Genomic DNA, 17,264 nt, shown 5'->3' on the forward strand with positions numbered 1-17,264 from the left:
CGGGCCTGATCCATTCTCGCGATCTAGAACTTCTCCGACGCGCCGTCTGCCTGATCCGTCGCGTGAAGCGCTCGCCACGCCGCGAGCGCTTCTTCGAGGTTGAAGAACATCCGACCACGACCCAACGTCGTGCCAAGCGACGAGAGCTGAACCGCCGCGAGCACGCCGGGATTGAGGTGCACGAGCCAGGTCGCGATGCCCCGCTCGCGCTGCCTTTTCTCGGCTTCGATCAGCATCTTGAGCGCGGTGTATTCGAGATCGAACACGGCGCTCATCTCCAGAATGACGACCTTTGGCTGCGCCTCGTCGATCAGCGGCCGCAGCTTCTGCGCAATGTGCTCCGCGTTGGCAAAGAACACACGTCCTTCCACCCGCACGACCAGAAGCCCCGGGAACACCTCATCGTCGGGATGCTCGTCCGATACGGGGCGGAACACGTTAGTGCCCAGCTTGCGACGCAGCACGTAGACGGGCGGATCGGCGACCTGATGCGCGAGCGCCACCAGCGACACGACAATCGCCACAAGGATGCCCTGCAAGGTGCCGAGCAGCACGACGCCCGCCAGCGCGGCCAGCGCCCAGAGGAATTCGGTGCGACGTATTCGCAGAATCGCGCGGAAATCGGCCGGGCTGAACAGGCCGATCGAATAGACGATCACCACGGCGGCCAGCGTCGCGTGCGGCATCAGACCGATCAACGGCGCGAGCAGCAGCATCGTGCCGAGCGTGACGGCCGCCGTGACGAGCTGGGCGAATTGCGAGCGCGCGCCTGCCAGCCGGTTGACGGCCGTCTGGCTCGTGCCGCCGCCCGCGGGCATCGAGCCGAGCCAGGCGCCTGCGGCATTGCCGAGTCCCGTGGCGAACAGTTCGCGGTTCGGCTTCGGCATGGGTTCGCCATTGTCCGCAAACGCGCGCCCGGCCGCGATCGTCTCGGTGAAGCTCATCAGCGCGATGCCGGCCGCGTCCTTCCAGAGCGCGCCGACCAGCGAGAAATCGGGCACCACGACAGAGGGCAAACCCGTCGGAATATGGCCGACCAGGCCGACGCCATGCGCAGGCAGGCCCAGCAGCACCACCGCGCCGATCCCGCAGGCGACGGCGATCAAGGGCGCGGGCGCGCGCGGATAGAAGTGCTCGAAAGCCACGAGAATGACGATCGTCGCCACGCCGACGGCCACCGTCCACCACGACGCGTCGGGAATGCCCATCACCAGGGCCGCGACGTTGTGAAAAAACGAACCCTTTTCCGGGTGGATGCCGAACAGCTTCGGCAACTGATCCAGCACGATGACGACGGCGATCCCCGCCTTGAAGCCCGTCAGAACAGGATCGGAAATGAAGTTGGCGACGAACCCGAGGCGCAGCAGCGCGGCCAGCGCAAGCATGCCGCCGACGAGCAGCGTGAGCGTCGCCGTGGCGCGCATCAGCTCGGCCGTCTGGCCGCCGGGAACGGCCTGCGCGAGCGCGGCGGCCGTCAGGATGGCGAGCGTGGCGCTGGTGCTGACGCTGAGCGGCCGAGACGTGCCGAACAGGGCGTAGATCACCATCGGCACGAAGGCGGTGTACAGCCCGACTTCGATGGGCAGCCCGGCCACGGAGGCATAGGCGAGGGCCTTGGGCAGCACGACGGCCGCCGCAGTGACGCCGGCGACGACGTCCGGCTTGATCCATTCCTTGCGATACCCGTGCATCCAGTCGAGCACGGGTATCCGCAGATGGCTGGCAACGTGTCCCATGTTCGCGAGGCCTCCGCATTTCAGTCGGCGACGGTGCGGCTATCGACTACGTAACAGCTCAGGTTGACGCGGGGCGCACGGGTTTTCCGCTGCGATTGTCGCGAGGTTTCCCGTGCGGGCGCGGATGTGCGTAGTGTAGGCCATCGGCCCCGGCGCGCATCGACTTTGCGGCGTGCAGTAAGATGCTAGGTTCACCAGACCACGAGCCGCCCACGATGGACAGTGTTTTCCCGTTCGACCAGGCCCAGTTGCTCGCCGAATACGCCGATCTGCGGCAGCGCGCGGCCGCGCTCGACGAGCAGGTGCCGGCTTGCCTGCAGCGCATTTCCGACAAACTGCCCCGGATCAGCGGCGAATCCGAGCTTGCGGATCATTACCGGAGCCTGCTGGTCGGCGCGCGCAGCAAGGCGCTGGTGTCGATCGAGAACTACCACGAGGCGATTCCCTACCTGCAGACGGCGGAATCGCTGATCGCACAACTGAACGGTCATGCGGACGGGCAAGCCGAAGCGCGCGGCGAATTGCTGGACCGTCTCGACGAGCTGATCGACGCCGCCGTGGGCATGATCGATCTGGCCGAGCAATGTTACGGTGACGCGCGGGCGACCGATCCCGACGCCGTGCCGCCGTCGCTTCTGGACGATCCGCTGCACCCGGATGCCTGACGCGCGGCAGCGCCGTGCAAGGCCCGTTTTCCGCCGAATCCGGCTCGTAGACGGGCATGTCTGATAAAGTTTCGCCTATTCCCTTCAAAAGTCGATTCAACGGTTTTGATTATGAGCACAATCCTCGAAAATCTTCCGACCGGCCAGAAGGTCGGTATTGCGTTCTCAGGCGGCCTCGACACGAGCGCCGCGCTGCACTGGATGCGCTTGAAGGGCGCCGTGCCGTATGCGTACACGGCAAACCTCGGCCAGCCGGACGAGGAAGACTACGACTCGATTCCGCGCCGCGCCACGGAATACGGCGCCGAAGGCGCCCGCCTGATCGACTGCCGCGCGCAGCTGGTCGCCGAAGGCATTGCCGCGCTGCAATGCGGCGCGTTCCACATTTCGACGGCAGGCGTCACGTACTTCAACACGACGCCGATCGGCCGTGCCGTGACGGGCACGATGCTCGTCGCCGCGATGAAGGAAGACGGCGTCAACATCTGGGGCGACGGCAGCACGTACAAGGGCAACGACATCGAGCGCTTCTACCGTTATGGCCTGCTCGTCAATCCGGATCTGAAGATCTACAAGCCGTGGCTCGACCAGCAGTTCATCGACGAACTCGGTGGCCGCGCGGAAATGTCGGAGTTCATGCGCCAGTCGGGCTTCGCGTACAAGATGTCGGCCGAGAAAGCCTATTCGACCGATTCGAACCTGCTCGGCGCAACGCATGAAGCGAAGGACCTCGAAAGCCTGGAGTCGGGCATCAAGATCGTCAACCCGATCATGGGCGTCGCATTCTGGCGCGACGACGTGCAGATCGCGAAGGAAGAAGTGACGATCCGTTTCGAAGAAGGCCAGCCCGTCGCACTGAACGGCAAGACCTTCCCGAACGCCGTCGAGTTGCTGCTGGAAGCGAACCGCATCGGCGGTCGTCACGGCCTCGGCATGAGCGACCAGATCGAGAACCGCATCATCGAAGCGAAGAGCCGCGGCATCTATGAAGCTCCGGGCCTCGCGCTGCTGTTCATCGCGTATGAGCGGCTCGTGACGGGCATTCACAATGAAGACACGATCGAGCAGTACCGTGAAAACGGTCGCCGCCTCGGCCGCCTGCTGTATCAGGGCCGCTGGTTCGATCCGCAGGCCATCATGCTGCGCGAAACGGCGCAACGCTGGGTCGCGCGCGCGATCACAGGCGAAGTGACCGTCGAACTGCGTCGCGGCAACGACTATTCGATCCTCAGCACGAAGTCGCCGAACCTGACGTATCAGCCGGAGCGTCTGTCGATGGAGAAGGTCGCCTCGACGTTCTCGCCGCGTGACCGTATCGGCCAGCTGACGATGCGCAACCTCGACATCACCGACACGCGCGACAAGCTGCGCGTCTACGCGCAGGTCGGTCTGCTCGCACCGGGCGAGTCGTCGGCACTGCCGCAACTGAAGAACGATACCGAATAAGTCTGGCGGTTAGCGGGGCGGGTTTCGCGCGGGTGCTTCGTTCGTGAAGCTCGCGCGGCCCGCCCCGTTTTCCAGGTACGTGACGCTGCGTCACGTTACGTTGCCTGCGCATCCGTCCTTGCGTCATTGCGTTTCGCCTCTTTGCGAATCAGGCTCATCTGTCCATTGCGCTCAAGAATCGCGGCGTGCACGTCGCGCAGATCGAGCGCGTGAAGTTCGTGCCGCGCCGCCTCGAACACATCGGTGCGCGTAATCAGCGCCGCTGACATCTGACGGCTATTGAACTGTCCGTCGCGATACACCTCTCGTTCGACACCCACCACCAGCGATTCGAGCCACGGCGAGCGTACGCAACACCACGCGAGCGCGCGATGAATCAGCACGATCACCAGCGATGCCGCGAGCGTCGGCACCACGGGCGATGCGCCGATGATGACGCGGCTCAGCGTGGCGCCGAGCAGGATTGCGACCACGTAGTCGAACGGTGAGCGTTGTCCAAACGACCGCCTGCCCGAAATGCGGATCAACACGAGCGTCGCGAAGAACACGACGATCGCGCGCATGGCTGTCTGCAAGGCGGTGAGGTCCTTGCCTTCGCCGAATAGCGTGATGATCACGTCCATGGTGTGTCTCCTTTCTTTGATCCATGCGTGCCGATTGCAGGCAATACAACGGGTTTTGCAATCGTTGTGCCGCCTGCGTCAAAGACAGATGGATTCGCAATGGACATACGCAAAGCACCTTCTATGATTAGGAAGGCACTGCGTACCGCGAAACCTCTGCAATGGAGACGCTCAATGGACGACACCCGCCTGCAAACCACGCCGTTGCAAGCCGATGAACTGCGCAACATGGACCGCTTCTGGCGGGCTTGCAATTACCTGTCCGCTGGCATGATTTACCTGCGCGCGAACCCGCTGTTGCGCGAACCGCTGAAGCCTGAGCACATCAAGCGACGCTTGCTGGGACATTGGGGCTCCGATCCCGGACAGAGCTTCGTGCTCGTGCATCTGAACCGGGTCATCAGGCAACGAGATCTGAACGTGATCTTTCTCTCGGGGCCGGGCCACGGCGCACCTGCGACGCTCGCACACAGCTATCTGGAAGGGCGCTATTCGGAGATCTATCCGGATCGCGGCGAAACGGAAGAGGGCATGGGGCGCCTCTTCAAGCTCTTTTCGTTTCCGGGCGGCATCGGCTCGCATTGCACACCCGAAACGCCGGGCTCGATTCATGAGGGCGGCGAACTCGGCTATAGCCTGTCGCATGGCTATGGCGCGGCGTTCGACAATCCTGACCTGATCGTCACGGTGATGATCGGCGATGGCGAGGCGGAAACCGGGCCGCTTGCGACCTCGTGGCATTCGAACAAATTCCTGAATCCGGCGCGCGATGGCGCGGTGTTGCCCGTTCTGCATCTGAACGGCTACAAGATCGCCAACCCGACCATACTCGCGCGCATTCCGCGCGAAGAACTCGAAGCGCTATTGACGGGTTACGGTTACAAGCCGTGGTTCGTCGAAGGCGACGAGCCCGAGAAGATGCATCAGCAGATGGCGGCGACGCTGGACGAGTGCATCGACGAGATTCGTGCGATCCAGCAACGTGCGCGTCAGGAAGGCCATATTCAGCGGCCACGCTGGCCGATGATCGTGCTCCGGTCGCCGAAGGGCTGGACAGGGCCGCGCGAATTCGGCGGACACAAGATAGAGGGCTCGTGGCGGGCGCACCAGGTGCCCGTCGCCGATCCGGCGAGCAACAGCAAGAGTCTGAAGCTCGTCGAGGAATGGCTGCGCAGCTACGAGCCGGAAAAACTCTTCGACGAAACGGGGCGGCTGGTTCCCGAGTTGCGCGCGCTCGCGCCCGAAGGGCCGCGGCGCATCAGCGCCAATCCGCATGCGAACGGCGGAGCGTTGTGCAAGGCGCTGGATCTGCCGGACTTCGCCGGATACGCCGTCGACGTCGGCAAGCCCGCTACGAGCTACGTGTCGCCCACGGACGTGCTCGGCCAGTTTCTGCGCGACGTCATGCGCCGCAATATGACGAGCTTTCGCGTATTCGGCCCCGACGAAACCGCCAGCAACAAACTCACGGCGATTTACGAAGCATCGCAGAAGACGTGGCTCGCGCAGATCGTCGAATCGGATAGCGACGGCGGCGATCTGTCCGCCGATGGCCGCGTGATGGAAATGCTGAGCGAGCATACGCTGGAAGGCTGGCTCGAAGGCTACACGCTGACGGGGCGGCACGGCCTCTTTGCGACGTACGAAGCATTCGTGCATGTGATCGATTCGATGTTCAACCAGCACGCGAAATGGCTGGAAAAAGCCAAGCGTGAGTTGCGCTGGCGGCAGCCCGTGCCGTCGCTGAATCTGCTGATCACGTCGCTCGTATGGCGTCAGGACCATAACGGCTTTACGCATCAGGACCCGGGTTTTCTGGATGTCGTGACGAACAAGAGTCCCGATGTCGTGCGCATCTATTTACCGCCCGACGCGAACTGCCTGTTGAGCGTCGCCGATCATTGTTTGCGGTCGCGCGACTACGTGAACGTGATCGTCGCCGACAAGCAGCCTCATTTGCAGTACCTGGACATGAAGTCGGCGATTACGCATTGCACGAAAGGCATCGGCATCTGGGACTGGGCATCGACGGATCTGGATCACGAGCCGGATGTGGTGATGGCGAGCGCGGGCGACATTCCGACCATGGAAGCGCTCGCCGCCGTGGAAATCCTCAAAGACCTGTTTCCCGATCTGAAGATCCGTTTCGTGAACGTCGTGGACCTGTTCCGGCTGATGCCCGATTCCGATCATCCGCATGGCTTGTCGGGGCGCGATTTCGATTCGCTGTTCACGACGGACAAGCCGGTGATCTTCAATTTCCACTCGTATGCGTCGCTGGTTCACAAGCTGACGTATCGCCGCACCAATCACGCGAACATTCACGTGCATGGCTATGCGGAGAAGGGCAACATCAATACGCCGCTCGAACTTGCGATCATCAATGGCATCGACCGGTTTTCGCTGGCCATCGACGTGATCGATCGCGTGCATCGTCTGCGCGGCGTCGGCGATCACGCGAAGGAGCGGCTGCGCGATCAGAAGATCCAGCACCTCGACTACGCGCACACCGAGGGTATCGATAGCGAGGCGATCCGCGAGTGGAAGTGGGGCGGATGACGGGGCAGTTGATGATTGGCCGCCCCCAAGGTTGTTTCCCGCAAGCGCCCTATTGATGAGAAACGTGGCGCGGAATGGCGTTTGCTCTGAATGTCATCGCTGACAGTTCACTGACGTTCTTCCCGGGAGGCAATCATGAGCAAAGACGCAATCAAGGCGTCGGCGGCCGATGTTGCAGTCGAAAACACGGCACTCGACGCGATCCAGCTACTCGAAGCGGACCACCGCGTCGCCAGGCAACTGTTCGACGCCTTCGAGAAGGCTGCTGATTCGGATCTCGAAGCGAAGGGCACGCTGGCTCGCCGCGCCTGCGAGGTGCTGACCGTGCACGCGATGATCGAGGAGAAGATCCTGTATCCCGCCGCGCACAAGGCGCTCGACAAGGACGATGAGATCGACGTCGACGAAGCCTACGTCGAGCACTTTCTCGCGAAGACGCTGATCGAAAAGTTCGACTCGCTGAAACCCGGCGATCATGGTTTCGACGCGACGTTCAAGGTGCTGTCGGAGATGGTGCGCCACCATATCGACGAAGAGGAATCGACGCTCTTTCCCGAGCTGCGCGAAAGCAGCGTCAACCTGGTGCGGTTAGGCGAAGAGATGGTGGCAGAGAAAGACAGGCTGATGAAGAAGCTCGATGCTGCGGGAAGCAAACTGGTGGGCGACAACAGCCTGACGTTTCAGCGGTAATGCATGATCGAGCGCCCACGGGCGCTCGAATGCAATCCGGCGAACAGCGTGCTAGCCTGACGGTCCCATGTCAGGAGACTCGCGACGATGGCACGCCTACTTTGCGATATCTGCGGCGTCAGGCCCGCGACCGTACGGCTCGCGGTGTTGCAGAACGGTCAGCGCCAGGTGCTGGATGTGTGCGATTTCCACTACGCGCAGATCACGCGGCATCAACGGTCTATTTCCCCGCTCGAAGCGCTGTTCCGCGCACAGGCGTCGGGCGGGCAAGCGCCGCCGGACGAGTCGCAGCAGCCCGTCGAAGGCACCGAGACCGTCAGCATCGAACAGCATTTCAGCGAGCTTGCGCGCGAGATGCTGCAACGCGCCGCGGAAGCCGCGATTCAATGGGGCCGTCGCGAAGTCGACACCGAACATCTGCTGTATGTACTCGCCGATAACGCAAATGTCGCTGCGATTCTGGAGTCGCTCGGCGTCAAGCCCGCTGACGTGCGCGCGTATATCGAAGCGAACACCGTCAAACGCGACAACGCCCCGCCGCCCGGGCAGGAACGCATCGGCGTGTCGCCGCGCCTGAAGAGCGCGCTCGAGCGTGCGTTCATTGCATCGCGGCAACTCGGCCATAGCTACGTCGGCGCCGAGCATCTGCTGATCGGACTCGCCGAGGTGCCGGAGAGCTTCGCGGGCCAGCTGCTCGCGCGTCTTGGCGTGCAGCCGCAGGCGTTGCGGCGTCAGACGCTGCTCGCGGCGGGAAACGAAGAGAAGACAGCGGCGCCGCCACCGCCTTCGCGCACGCCGAACCTCGACAAGCATAGCCGCGACCTGACGGCGCTGGCACGCGAAGGCGGCCTCGACCCCGTGATCGGCCGATCGAGCGAGATCGAAACGATGGTCGAAGTGCTGGCGCGCCGCCGCAAGAACAACCCGGTGCTGATCGGCGAGCCGGGCGTCGGCAAGACGGCCGTCGTCGAAGGTCTGGCGCAGCGGATGGTCAACGGCGATGTGCCCGAATCGCTGCGCAACAAGCGTCTCGTCGAACTGAACGTGAACTCGATCGTTGCGGGCGCGAAGTTTCGCGGCGAGTTCGAAGAGCGCGTCAAGCAGGTGGTCGATGAAGTGCTCGCGAATCATGATTCGCTGGTGCTGTTCGTCGACGAAGTGCATACGATCGTCGGCGCCGGGCAGGGCGGCAACGAGGGCGGTCTCGACATCGCCAACGTGTTCAAGCCGGCGATGGCACGCGGCGAACTCAACCTGATTGGCGCGACGACGCTCAACGAATACCAGAAGTACATCGAAAAGGACGCTGCGCTCGAACGGCGCTTCCAGCCGGTGCTGATCGCCGAGCCGAGCGTCGTGCAGACCGTCAACATTCTGCGCGGCTTGCGCGACCGGCTCGAGGCGCATCACAAGGTCACGATCCAGGACGATGCGATCGTCGGCGCGGCGGAATTGTCGGACCGCTATATCTCCGGTCGTTTTCTGCCCGACAAGGCGATCGATCTGATCGACCAGGCCGCAGCGCGCGTCAACCTGTCGTCGACGTCGCGTCCCGCCGCCGTGCTCGAACTCGAAGCGGAAATCACGCAGTTGCGCCGCGAGCAGGACTATGCGGCGTCGCGCAAGCAGTTCGACCGCGCGCACTCGCTCGACGGCGAAATCGCCGCGAAAGAGCAGGCATTGCGCGACGAAACGCAGGCATGGCAAAAGAGCGTCGGCACGAATACATCGCATGTGACGGTCACGAACGTCGCCGAGATCGTCGCGCGGCTCACGGGCATTCCCGTCGCGCAGTTGACGGCCGAGGAGAAGCAGCGGCTTCTGAATATGGAGGAGCGTCTGCATCGGCGCGTGATCGGCCAGGACGAAGCCGTCGTGGCCGTCAGCGACGCGGTGCGACGCTCGCGCGCCGGCTTGCAGGCGCGGCATCGCCCGACTGCCGTGTTCCTGTTTCTCGGGCCGACGGGCGTCGGCAAGACGGAACTCGCGAAGGCGCTCGCCGAAGTCGTGTTCGGCGACGAAGACGCGATGCTGCGCTTCGACATGAGCGAGTACATGGAGCGGCATACGGTGGCGCGACTGATCGGCGCGCCGCCCGGATATGTCGGCTACGACGAAGGTGGCCAGTTGACCGAACGCGTGCGGCGCAAGCCCTATAGCGTGATTCTGCTCGACGAGATCGAGAAGGCGCATCCCGACGTGTACAACGTGCTGCTACAGGTGTTCGACGATGGGCGGCTGACGGACGGCAAAGGGCGCATGGTCGACTTCAGCAATACGCTGATCATTGCGACGAGCAATCTCGGCGCCGATGTGATCGCGGGGCAGAACCGTTCGGGACCGGGCTTTCTGAGCGACGCGGGTTCCGTCGGCGTGGAGAGTGGCGTGATGAACGTGCTGCGCCAGCACTTCAGGCCCGAGTTTCTCAATCGTATCGACGACATCATCATTTTCAAGTCGCTTGGGCGCGATGAAACGCGGCATATCGTGCGTCTGCAACTGGAGCACGTGAGCCGGCTGGCGAGCAGCCAGGATATCGAGCTGACGTTCGATGATTCGATCGTCGATCATCTCGCGACCGAGGGCTATCGCCCTGAGTTCGGTGCGCGCGAGCTTCGACGGCAGATTCAGCAGCAGATCGAGAATCAGCTTGCCAAAGCCATGTTGAATGGCGACGTGAAGGAAGGCATGCAGGTCGTATGCCGTTACGACGCCGACAGGCGGCTGGTGACGTTCGAGCCTGTCGCGGGCGGCAAGCAGCCGGTGGCTGTGGTCGAGCCGCAGACGGTGAAGTAGGTTTTATTCGCTTCCTTTATTGGCTGGCGCCGGATGGTACGGCGCTGGCCATCGATGATGGCGTCGCGGCGACGGGGGCCTCGCTCGATGCCGCGGGCGCGCTTGCCGATGCTGCGTTGTCGCTTGCGGTTTGCGCGGCTGCGCTTTGGCCTTGCGTGCCGCTCATGCCGGCAGTGTTGGTCATGACGCCGCTGCTGGCTGAGCTCATGGTGTCGCTGTTTTTTTCGTCTACTTTCTTGCAGGCGGCTGTGGTGAATATGAGTGCTGTCGCTGTTAATGCCGCGAACGCGTAGTGGGTGGTGGATTTCGTCATTTGCGTTGCTCCGTGTGTCGATATCTGTGCGGATGTTATTTGCTCAGCAACGTGCATTCCTTCTCTTCTTTTCTTCTCTTCTTTTCTGCGCGGGCTGGACGGTTTCTTGCTCGTACTTCCACGTTCCACTTGGAGGTCGGTCATGAAAGTCAGAGTTGCTAATGAGGGCGACGCGCCCATCCGCCTGATCGTAGATGGCGATCCCGTGCTCGGTGAAACAATCGAGGCAGGCGCAGAAATGGTCGTTGATGGAGAGGTCGTCGAGTTGCAGGACCTCGAGCCCGGTCAGGAGGACGAGAGTGATGAGGAGGAGCAGTAGCAGAGGGGTTTCTTTGCGTGGCGCAGGCTTTGCGGTTTGCCTGTTTTTTCGCTGGCATCCGCGTGATGTTATTGGTTCGCAAGCGTTGCCCCTGTGCGGGGCGGCACCTACTTTTCTTTGCCGCCGCAAAGAAAAGTAGGCAAAAGAAAGCGGCTCACACCGCCAGTTCTAGTGTTTGCCTGAGGGCCCCCGAAGGGTCTTACGCTTCAAACGGCAACGCCCTGGTTCGCGTTCGTTGCCAACGTTCTCCCTGTACGCTTCACCCACTTCACGCACCCGCGTCTCAGCACGCCGTGCCAGATAGCCCACCGCCGCGCAGGTGGCAAACTGTGTGTAGGCTTTCGCGCCGTACGCGCCACACTCCGGACTGTGTAGCACGGTTGGTGTTTCTGATAAGAGCGCTACCCTTTGTGGCGCGACAACCTGCACACAGTTTGCCACCTTGGCGGCACAAGCCAGTCGCTGCCGCTGGCCCGAGTACGGGTATTCGAAGCGGGTGAGGCGTTCATTCGAAGCGTTGGCAACGGGCACCAGCAGGGACGTTGCCGTGTGAAGCATAAGACCCGTTGGGGTCCCTCAGGCAGACACAAGAACTGGCGGTGTGAGCCGCTTTCTTTTGCCTACTTTTCTTTGCGGCGGCAAAGAAAAGTAGGTGCCGCCCCGCACAGGGGCAACGCTTGCGAACCAATAACATCACGCGGATGCCACCGCAAAAACCAAAACACCACGCATGGCGCAAAAGTTGTCGAACTGAAAGGCCGACGCGGATACGCGACACACAAAAAAACCAAACGCGCCTGGAATGGCGCCAAAACCTCCACACAACACGCCAGCCCGGCGACTCATCGCACATATGCCAGCTTCCATCAGTAGAATCGCGCCTTTAAAGTCGATCGCGTGACAGCGCGAACCGTCCCTCGATCAGCGGATAATGAAACTACTGACGGCATTCAAACGACACCTCTTCATCACCGTCGGCAACACATTGCCGACCTACGGCCCATTCAATCGCCTGCGTGCTTCGATGTTCCGCAAGGCGGGCATGGCGATCGGCCGCGATGTGACCATCATCGGCCCGTTGAATCTCGAGCTGAGTCTCAACGAAGAAACGATCCGCGGTATTTCGATCGGCGACAACGTGTATCTGAACGCGCAGACGCGACTCGCTTGTCGCAATAGCCGGATTTCGATCGGCGACGACGTGCAGGTCGGGCCGCGCGTGTCGTTCGAAACGGCCACGCATGGCATCGTGTTCGAACCCGAGATCGGGCGCGGAACCGATCATCAGGAAATCCGCGTCGGCAACAAGGTGTGGATCGGTGCAGGCGCAACCATCCTGCCCGGCGTGACGATCCACGAGGCAGCCGTGGTCGCCGCCGGCTCAGTCGTGACGCGGGACGTGCCGGCTCACACGCTGGTGGGCGGCGTGCCGGCGCGCAAGATCAGGGATATCGAGCGGCCCGCTCACCGCCACGGCGCCATCGCCTGAAACACACCATCGCGCCTGACCAGCGCATGAAACAGCGCCGCCGCAAAGTGCACGAGGATCAACGCGAAGAAGCACAACGCCAGGAACCGGTGCGCGTTCCATAGCAGCGTGTGCAGCTCGTTGCTATGCGGCAGTATCCACGGCAACTGGATGCCCGCCACGATCACGGGATACTCCGCTGCCGAGAGCATCCCCCAACCAATCAACGGCAACGCAATCATCAACGCATAGAAAGCGAGGTGCGACAGATGCGCCGCGAGCTTCATCGGCGCGGGCATGTCCGGCGGCAGTTGCGGCGCGCCGCGCGTGAGTCGCACCACCAGGCGGATCAGCGCGAGTATCAGGATGACGATGCCCAGCGGCTTGTGAATCGACACCAGCGTCAGATAGTCAGGCCGAATCGTCGACACCATGCCGACGCCGATAAACAGCATCGCCAGAATGCAGATCGCCATGATCCAGTGCAGCGCGCGCTGCAATGTCGTAAAGCGCTCGAGAGTCGGTTTCATGGCTTCGCTCCTTCGGCAGGCGTGTGCGGATAGTACTTGTCTTCGGCAGTCCGGCGATTGAACGAAACAGAATAGGCAGCCGAGCGCGCAGCAGGGAACGGATCGTCCGAAACATGCATGCCTGCCGGCAGGACGGTCGGATCGAAATTGAGGTCGCGGCACGGGCCGTCGGGCTCGGGCTCGATCGCGCTGACCACCAGCGTGCCGGCTTCCACCTTGCGGCGGTCGTCAGGCCACGCCTTGCTCGGGTCGGCCGTCGGATCGCCTGGATTCGCGACGGTCACGATCATCGTCCAGCGCTGCGGCGCGCTCTGCACGCGTTGCGTGATGTCGGTTTCGAGGAAATTGGCGGGGCGTTGCTTGAGGACATCGGGCGACACGGCCTCCGGCTTCGCCGCCGGGACAAACGACCAGCGCACGACGTTGTCCTGCCCCTGAGCGTTCGTGAAGACAAAGCTGTTGAGGCTGTTGTACTGATCCTGCGCGAACGATCCCGTCCACGGCGCCGTCGTCGCCCACGCGCCGAACGCGGCGAACTCAGGGTGCGCGGCGATGAACTGCTTCATCGCATCGGGATCGTCCTTTTTCCCCGATGCTTCGAGCAACGCATAGAACGCTTGCGGCGTCGCGACGGGGAAGAACGGCGCGTCGATCATCGCCGAGCGCCATTCGCTGCCATCCGGCGCGACCACACGCAGGCTAAGGCCGCGAACGCGGACAGTCGGGTCCGGTGCGTTTGGATCAGGCGTGGCGAGATTGAAGCGTCCCGTCACGCGAGAGGAACCCTGCGCGAACATCGGCGCCTTCGACAATGCAGCGGCTGCTCCATTCGATTCGAATGTACCCGTGAAGCAGATGCCTTTCGCGTGATTGCGACGGAAACCCAGCGCGGGTCCGCCCGGCGGCGCCAGCGCGTTGACGATCTTCGGAGGTGTCAGCCGGCCTGGGGTGAGCCAGCCTGCCGTATAGGCAAACGCAATGGCCACGACGGCGACGACGATCGCAATCAAGGCCAGTGAGCGGCCAGCGGATGCTTGTGAACCGGGTTTGTCAGCCATGGAAGTCTCGCTCGAGAGTTCTGCTGGCGACAATCTAGCAGCATCATAAAATTCGTGCAGAAGGGGCCGGGAGCGGGCACGTCAGCGATAGGTGTCCGCGAGGCAACACCGTGTATCTGTCCGCATGTCTACTGTCCCCATGGGAATGCGTCTAGGATGGCGGCATGCTCAAACGGGCGCAGTGTGCTGCGTGACCATCATGGATACCATCAAGATCCTGCTACAAACGACCATTCCATCCGTCGCCGACGACTGGTCGATCGCGCGCTTCAGCCGCCTTGCGGAACTGCTGCGCGATCATCGCGATGCCGAAGGCCGCGCCGTGTTCGACGTCGTCGCGCGAGACCGCGGGCATCCCGGAGAGCCGGACCCGGTGCTGTCGCGTCTGGATGAAACCGCGTTCGACGAATTGTGGCTATTTGCCGTCGATAACGGAGACGGCCTGACGCCCGAAGACTGCGCCGGCATCACGCGATTCCGGCAGGCAGGCCGCGGCCTGATGGTGACGCGAGATCACATGGATGTGGGATGCTCGCTGTGCAGTCTCGGTGCTGTGGGCAAGGCACATCACTTCCACACCCACAATGTCGATCCCGACGAGTCGCGATGCGTATGTGACGATCCGTTCTCCACGCATATCTCATGGCCCAACTTTCACTCGGGCGCGAATGGGGACTTTCAGGACGTTGTGGTCGTCGGGCCGACACATCCCGTGCTGGCGAATGCCGACTCTCCAACGGGTGCAATCCGCTTCCTGCCCGCTCACCCGCATGAGGGCGCCGTCGCTGCACCCGACGACGCATCGGCCCGCGTGATCGCGCGAGGCAACAGCAAGATCACAGGCAAGAGCTTCAATCTCGCCGTTGCGTTTGAACCGTCCAGCGACGGCGGGCCCGCCGTCGCTCAAAGCACGTTTCATCACTTTGCGGACTACAACTGGGATGCGCGGCTCGGTTGCCCGAGCTTCGTGGACGAGCCGTCTGGAGACGGGATGCAGACGGAGCAACAGGCGCTGCCGGACGCGCATCGATACGCGATCAATCTCGCGCTGTGGCTTGCGGGGAAAGCAACGCATTGATCGATGTCCCGGCGACCGTCATTCTCTTTTTGTCTTCGGTTGCTCGGGCTTCTGTTGCGGGTCTTTTCCGCGTTGCGTCGGCGCCCTTGTGCAGGCGTCCGGCGGCGTTGCATACGGTACGTCGTTACAGCAGCACGCATAGACGGGAAAGCCGTACGCGTTGGTGCGGATGATGGTGGTCGGCCCGTGTAGCGGGCATACCGCGTTCATGGTGCCTCCTCGGTTTCATCGGTCATTGTGTATCGTACTGCCGTTTGTCGGCTATTTGTCGGCCAGTATCCGCTGCCCGCAAGCGTTCAACCCCCGATCGCATGTCGCTTCGGGTTCAACTCAACGCCTCAACAACGGCGTGACGCCCGTTCACGCAGCCTGCCCAGCCGCGCTTGCACGACGCCGCCGCGTCCCTGTTGTCTTCGGTACTTCCTCGACGGGCGCAACGTCACTCGTCCGCTGCGCCTGATAGGACTCTCCCCATTCCCTGAGGCTGATCAGCACCGGCGCGAGCGTCTCGCCGAAAGGCGTCAACTCGTATTCGACCTTCGGCGGAACCTGCGGATAGACATGGCGCGCCACGATCCCATCCGCTTCCAGCTCGCGCAGTTGCAGCGTCAACATGCGTTGCGTCGTGTTCGGCAACAGCCGGGTGAGCTCCATGAAGCGCTTCTTTTCATGCATCAGATGAAACAGGATCACCGGCTTCCACAAGCCGCCGATGACCGAAAGCGTCACTTCGACGGCGCAGCCGCTCTTGCTGTCCAGGCGTTTGGGTCGCATGGCGTTTATACCTACATAATTGATAGTACCGGCTTTAATTGTACCTTCTTGCAGTAATCGACGTGCGACCGGACAATCACGGCGTGGTCGCGGCGCTGTCGCGACCTCGCGCGCCGACCAGGGCGCGCGATCGCTATCTTCGACGGCGATGCCGCATCGCGCATCGTCAGTCCGTCTATCGACTATCAGGAGTTCCTTCGATGAAAGCCATTGCCTTGCGCCAGCCTGCCGGACTGGACAATCTCGTACGCACGGAACTTGCCGATCCCGGCGCGCCGGCAGCCGGCGAAATCCGCGTGCGTATCCACGCGAGTTCGCTCAACGCTCATGACCTCGGTGTCGTCACAGGGCGTCTGCGTACCGAAGACGGTCGCATTCCGATGTCGGATGGCGCGGGTGTCGTCGAAGCGGTCGGCGACGGCGTGACGGAATTCGCGGTTGGCGACGCCGTCGTATCGACGTTCTTTCCTTACTGGCTCGACGGCGGCCCGACGCTCGCCGATTTTTCGACGACACCGGGCGATGGCGTCGACGGCTACGCTCGCGAGCGCGTCGTGCGTCCTGCGCAATGGTTCACGCACGCGCCGCGCGGTTACAGCCACGCGGAGGCTGCGACGTTGACCACTGCTGGCCTGACTGCATGGCGCGCGCTCGTCGTCGATTACGCGCTGAAGGCGGGCGATACCGTGCTGGTTCAGGGCACAGGCGGCGTCTCGATCTTCGCGCTGCAGTTCGCGAAGCAGATGGGCGCGACGGTGATCGCGACGTCGTCCTCCGACGAGAAACTGACGAAAGCCCGCGCGCTCGGCGCCGATCACCTGATCAACTACAAACGCGATACCGACTGGGCCGCGAAGGTACTCGAAATCACCAATGGTCGCGGTGTCGACAACGTGGTCGAAGTGGGCGGTCCCGACACGCTCGCGCAGTCGATCCGGGCTTGCCGGATCGGCGGTCACATCGCATTGATCGGCGTGTTGACGGGAATTGCGGGGCAGGTGCCGACGGCCGAACTGATGCGGCGTCAGCAGAAGCTGCAGGGGTTGATCGTCGGCAGCCGGAAACACCAACTCGACATGATCCGCGCGATCGATGCGAACGGGATCAAGCCGGTGATCGACAGCACGTTCGCGCTCGACGAAATTGCCGACGCATTCCGCCATCAGGCGGCGGGCAAGCATTTCGGCAAGGTGTGTCTGGCGGTATGAA

15 protein-coding genes are annotated in these 17,264 nt (G+C 62.7%); 9 read left to right on the plus strand and 6 right to left on the minus strand.

Going from position 1 to position 17,264, the window contains the following annotated elements:
- Positions 1-23: 23 nt before the first annotated feature.
- Entirely contained in the window at positions 24-1,736 is a 1,713-nt protein-coding gene (locus PPGU16_RS18365) for a SulP family inorganic anion transporter (protein WP_180724108.1), read from the minus strand.
- 215 nt (positions 1,737-1,951) lie between these two features.
- Here PPGU16_RS18365 and PPGU16_RS18370 point away from each other — a divergent pair, with 215 nt between their 5' ends.
- Together PPGU16_RS18370 and argG are read left to right on the plus strand one after the other, a co-directional pair.
- Positions 1,952-2,401 carry an ATPase gene (locus PPGU16_RS18370; RefSeq protein ID WP_180724109.1) on the plus strand — a complete coding sequence of 150 codons (450 nt, stop codon included), beginning with the start codon at positions 1,952-1,954 and terminating at the stop codon, positions 2,399-2,401.
- Positions 2,402-2,512: 111 nt separating this feature from the next.
- Positions 2,513-3,847 (plus strand): argininosuccinate synthase, encoded by a 1,335-nt coding sequence (gene argG / locus PPGU16_RS18375; protein ID WP_180724110.1) that lies wholly within the window; start codon positions 2,513-2,515, stop codon positions 3,845-3,847.
- Positions 3,848-3,942: 95 nt separating this feature from the next.
- Here the strand turns inward: argG and PPGU16_RS18380 are convergent, their stop codons facing one another.
- On the minus strand, positions 3,943-4,470 hold the full coding sequence (locus PPGU16_RS18380; protein ID WP_180724111.1) for a DUF421 domain-containing protein: 528 nt from the start codon (positions 4,468-4,470) through the stop codon (positions 3,943-3,945).
- Positions 4,471-4,644: 174 nt separating this feature from the next.
- Here PPGU16_RS18380 and PPGU16_RS18385 point away from each other — a divergent pair, with 174 nt between their 5' ends.
- The 3 genes from PPGU16_RS18385 to PPGU16_RS18395 all read left to right on the plus strand — a co-directional run bounded on the left by PPGU16_RS18385 (position 4,645) and on the right by PPGU16_RS18395 (position 10,515).
- Positions 4,645-7,029, plus strand: a complete 2,385-nt coding sequence (locus tag PPGU16_RS18385) for a phosphoketolase family protein (protein WP_180724113.1) — start codon at positions 4,645-4,647, stop codon at positions 7,027-7,029.
- Between the two features lie 135 nt (positions 7,030-7,164).
- A complete protein-coding gene (locus PPGU16_RS18390; protein ID WP_180724115.1) occupies positions 7,165-7,719 on the plus strand; it encodes a hemerythrin domain-containing protein in 555 nt (184 codons plus the stop codon).
- An 87-nt stretch (positions 7,720-7,806) separates the two neighbouring features.
- Positions 7,807-10,515 (plus strand): ATP-dependent Clp protease ATP-binding subunit, encoded by a 2,709-nt coding sequence (locus tag PPGU16_RS18395; protein WP_180724116.1) that lies wholly within the window; start codon positions 7,807-7,809, stop codon positions 10,513-10,515.
- A 16-nt stretch (positions 10,516-10,531) separates the two neighbouring features.
- Here PPGU16_RS18395 and PPGU16_RS18400 read toward each other — a convergent pair whose 3' ends face one another.
- A complete protein-coding gene (locus PPGU16_RS18400; RefSeq protein ID WP_243460631.1) occupies positions 10,532-10,828 on the minus strand; it encodes a hypothetical protein in 297 nt (98 codons plus the stop codon).
- 142 nt (positions 10,829-10,970) lie between these two features.
- Between PPGU16_RS18400 and PPGU16_RS18405 the strand changes: the two genes are divergently transcribed.
- Entirely contained in the window at positions 10,971-11,147 is a 177-nt protein-coding gene (locus tag PPGU16_RS18405; RefSeq protein WP_180724118.1) for a hypothetical protein, read from the plus strand.
- A 931-nt stretch (positions 11,148-12,078) separates the two neighbouring features.
- Positions 12,079-12,636, plus strand: a complete 558-nt coding sequence (locus PPGU16_RS18410; RefSeq protein WP_180724120.1) for an acyltransferase — start codon at positions 12,079-12,081, stop codon at positions 12,634-12,636.
- Here the strand turns inward: PPGU16_RS18410 and PPGU16_RS18415 are convergent.
- Both PPGU16_RS18415 and PPGU16_RS18420 read right to left on the minus strand, forming a co-directional pair.
- Positions 12,612-13,145 (minus strand): cytochrome b, encoded by a 534-nt coding sequence (locus PPGU16_RS18415; protein ID WP_180724121.1) that lies wholly within the window; start codon positions 13,143-13,145, stop codon positions 12,612-12,614. The genes PPGU16_RS18410 and PPGU16_RS18415 overlap by 25 nt on opposite strands.
- Positions 13,142-14,203, minus strand: a complete 1,062-nt coding sequence (locus tag PPGU16_RS18420; RefSeq protein ID WP_180724123.1) for a catalase family peroxidase — start codon at positions 14,201-14,203, stop codon at positions 13,142-13,144. Before PPGU16_RS18420 ends, PPGU16_RS18415 begins: the two co-directional genes overlap by 4 nt.
- Positions 14,204-14,402: 199 nt before the next feature.
- Here PPGU16_RS18420 and PPGU16_RS18425 point away from each other — a divergent pair, with 199 nt between their 5' ends.
- The gene (locus PPGU16_RS18425; RefSeq protein ID WP_180724124.1) at positions 14,403-15,281 is read left to right on the plus strand and encodes a hypothetical protein; all 879 of its coding nucleotides are present in this window, start codon (positions 14,403-14,405) and stop codon (positions 15,279-15,281) included.
- Positions 15,282-15,641: 360 nt separating this feature from the next.
- On the opposite strand, the gene PPGU16_RS18430 is transcribed toward PPGU16_RS18425, so the two are convergent.
- A complete protein-coding gene (locus tag PPGU16_RS18430) occupies positions 15,642-16,055 on the minus strand; it encodes a winged helix-turn-helix transcriptional regulator (protein ID WP_180724125.1) in 414 nt (137 codons plus the stop codon).
- Between the two features lie 200 nt (positions 16,056-16,255).
- On the opposite strand from PPGU16_RS18430, the gene PPGU16_RS18435 reads away from it, so the two are divergent.
- Entirely contained in the window at positions 16,256-17,263 is a 1,008-nt protein-coding gene (locus PPGU16_RS18435) for a zinc-dependent alcohol dehydrogenase family protein (protein WP_180724126.1), read from the plus strand.
- Position 17,264 lies beyond the last annotated feature (1 nt).

Origin of the sequence: Paraburkholderia largidicola (assembly GCF_013426895.1) — a bacterium.
Taxonomy (GTDB): domain Bacteria; phylum Pseudomonadota; class Gammaproteobacteria; order Burkholderiales; family Burkholderiaceae; genus Paraburkholderia; species Paraburkholderia largidicola.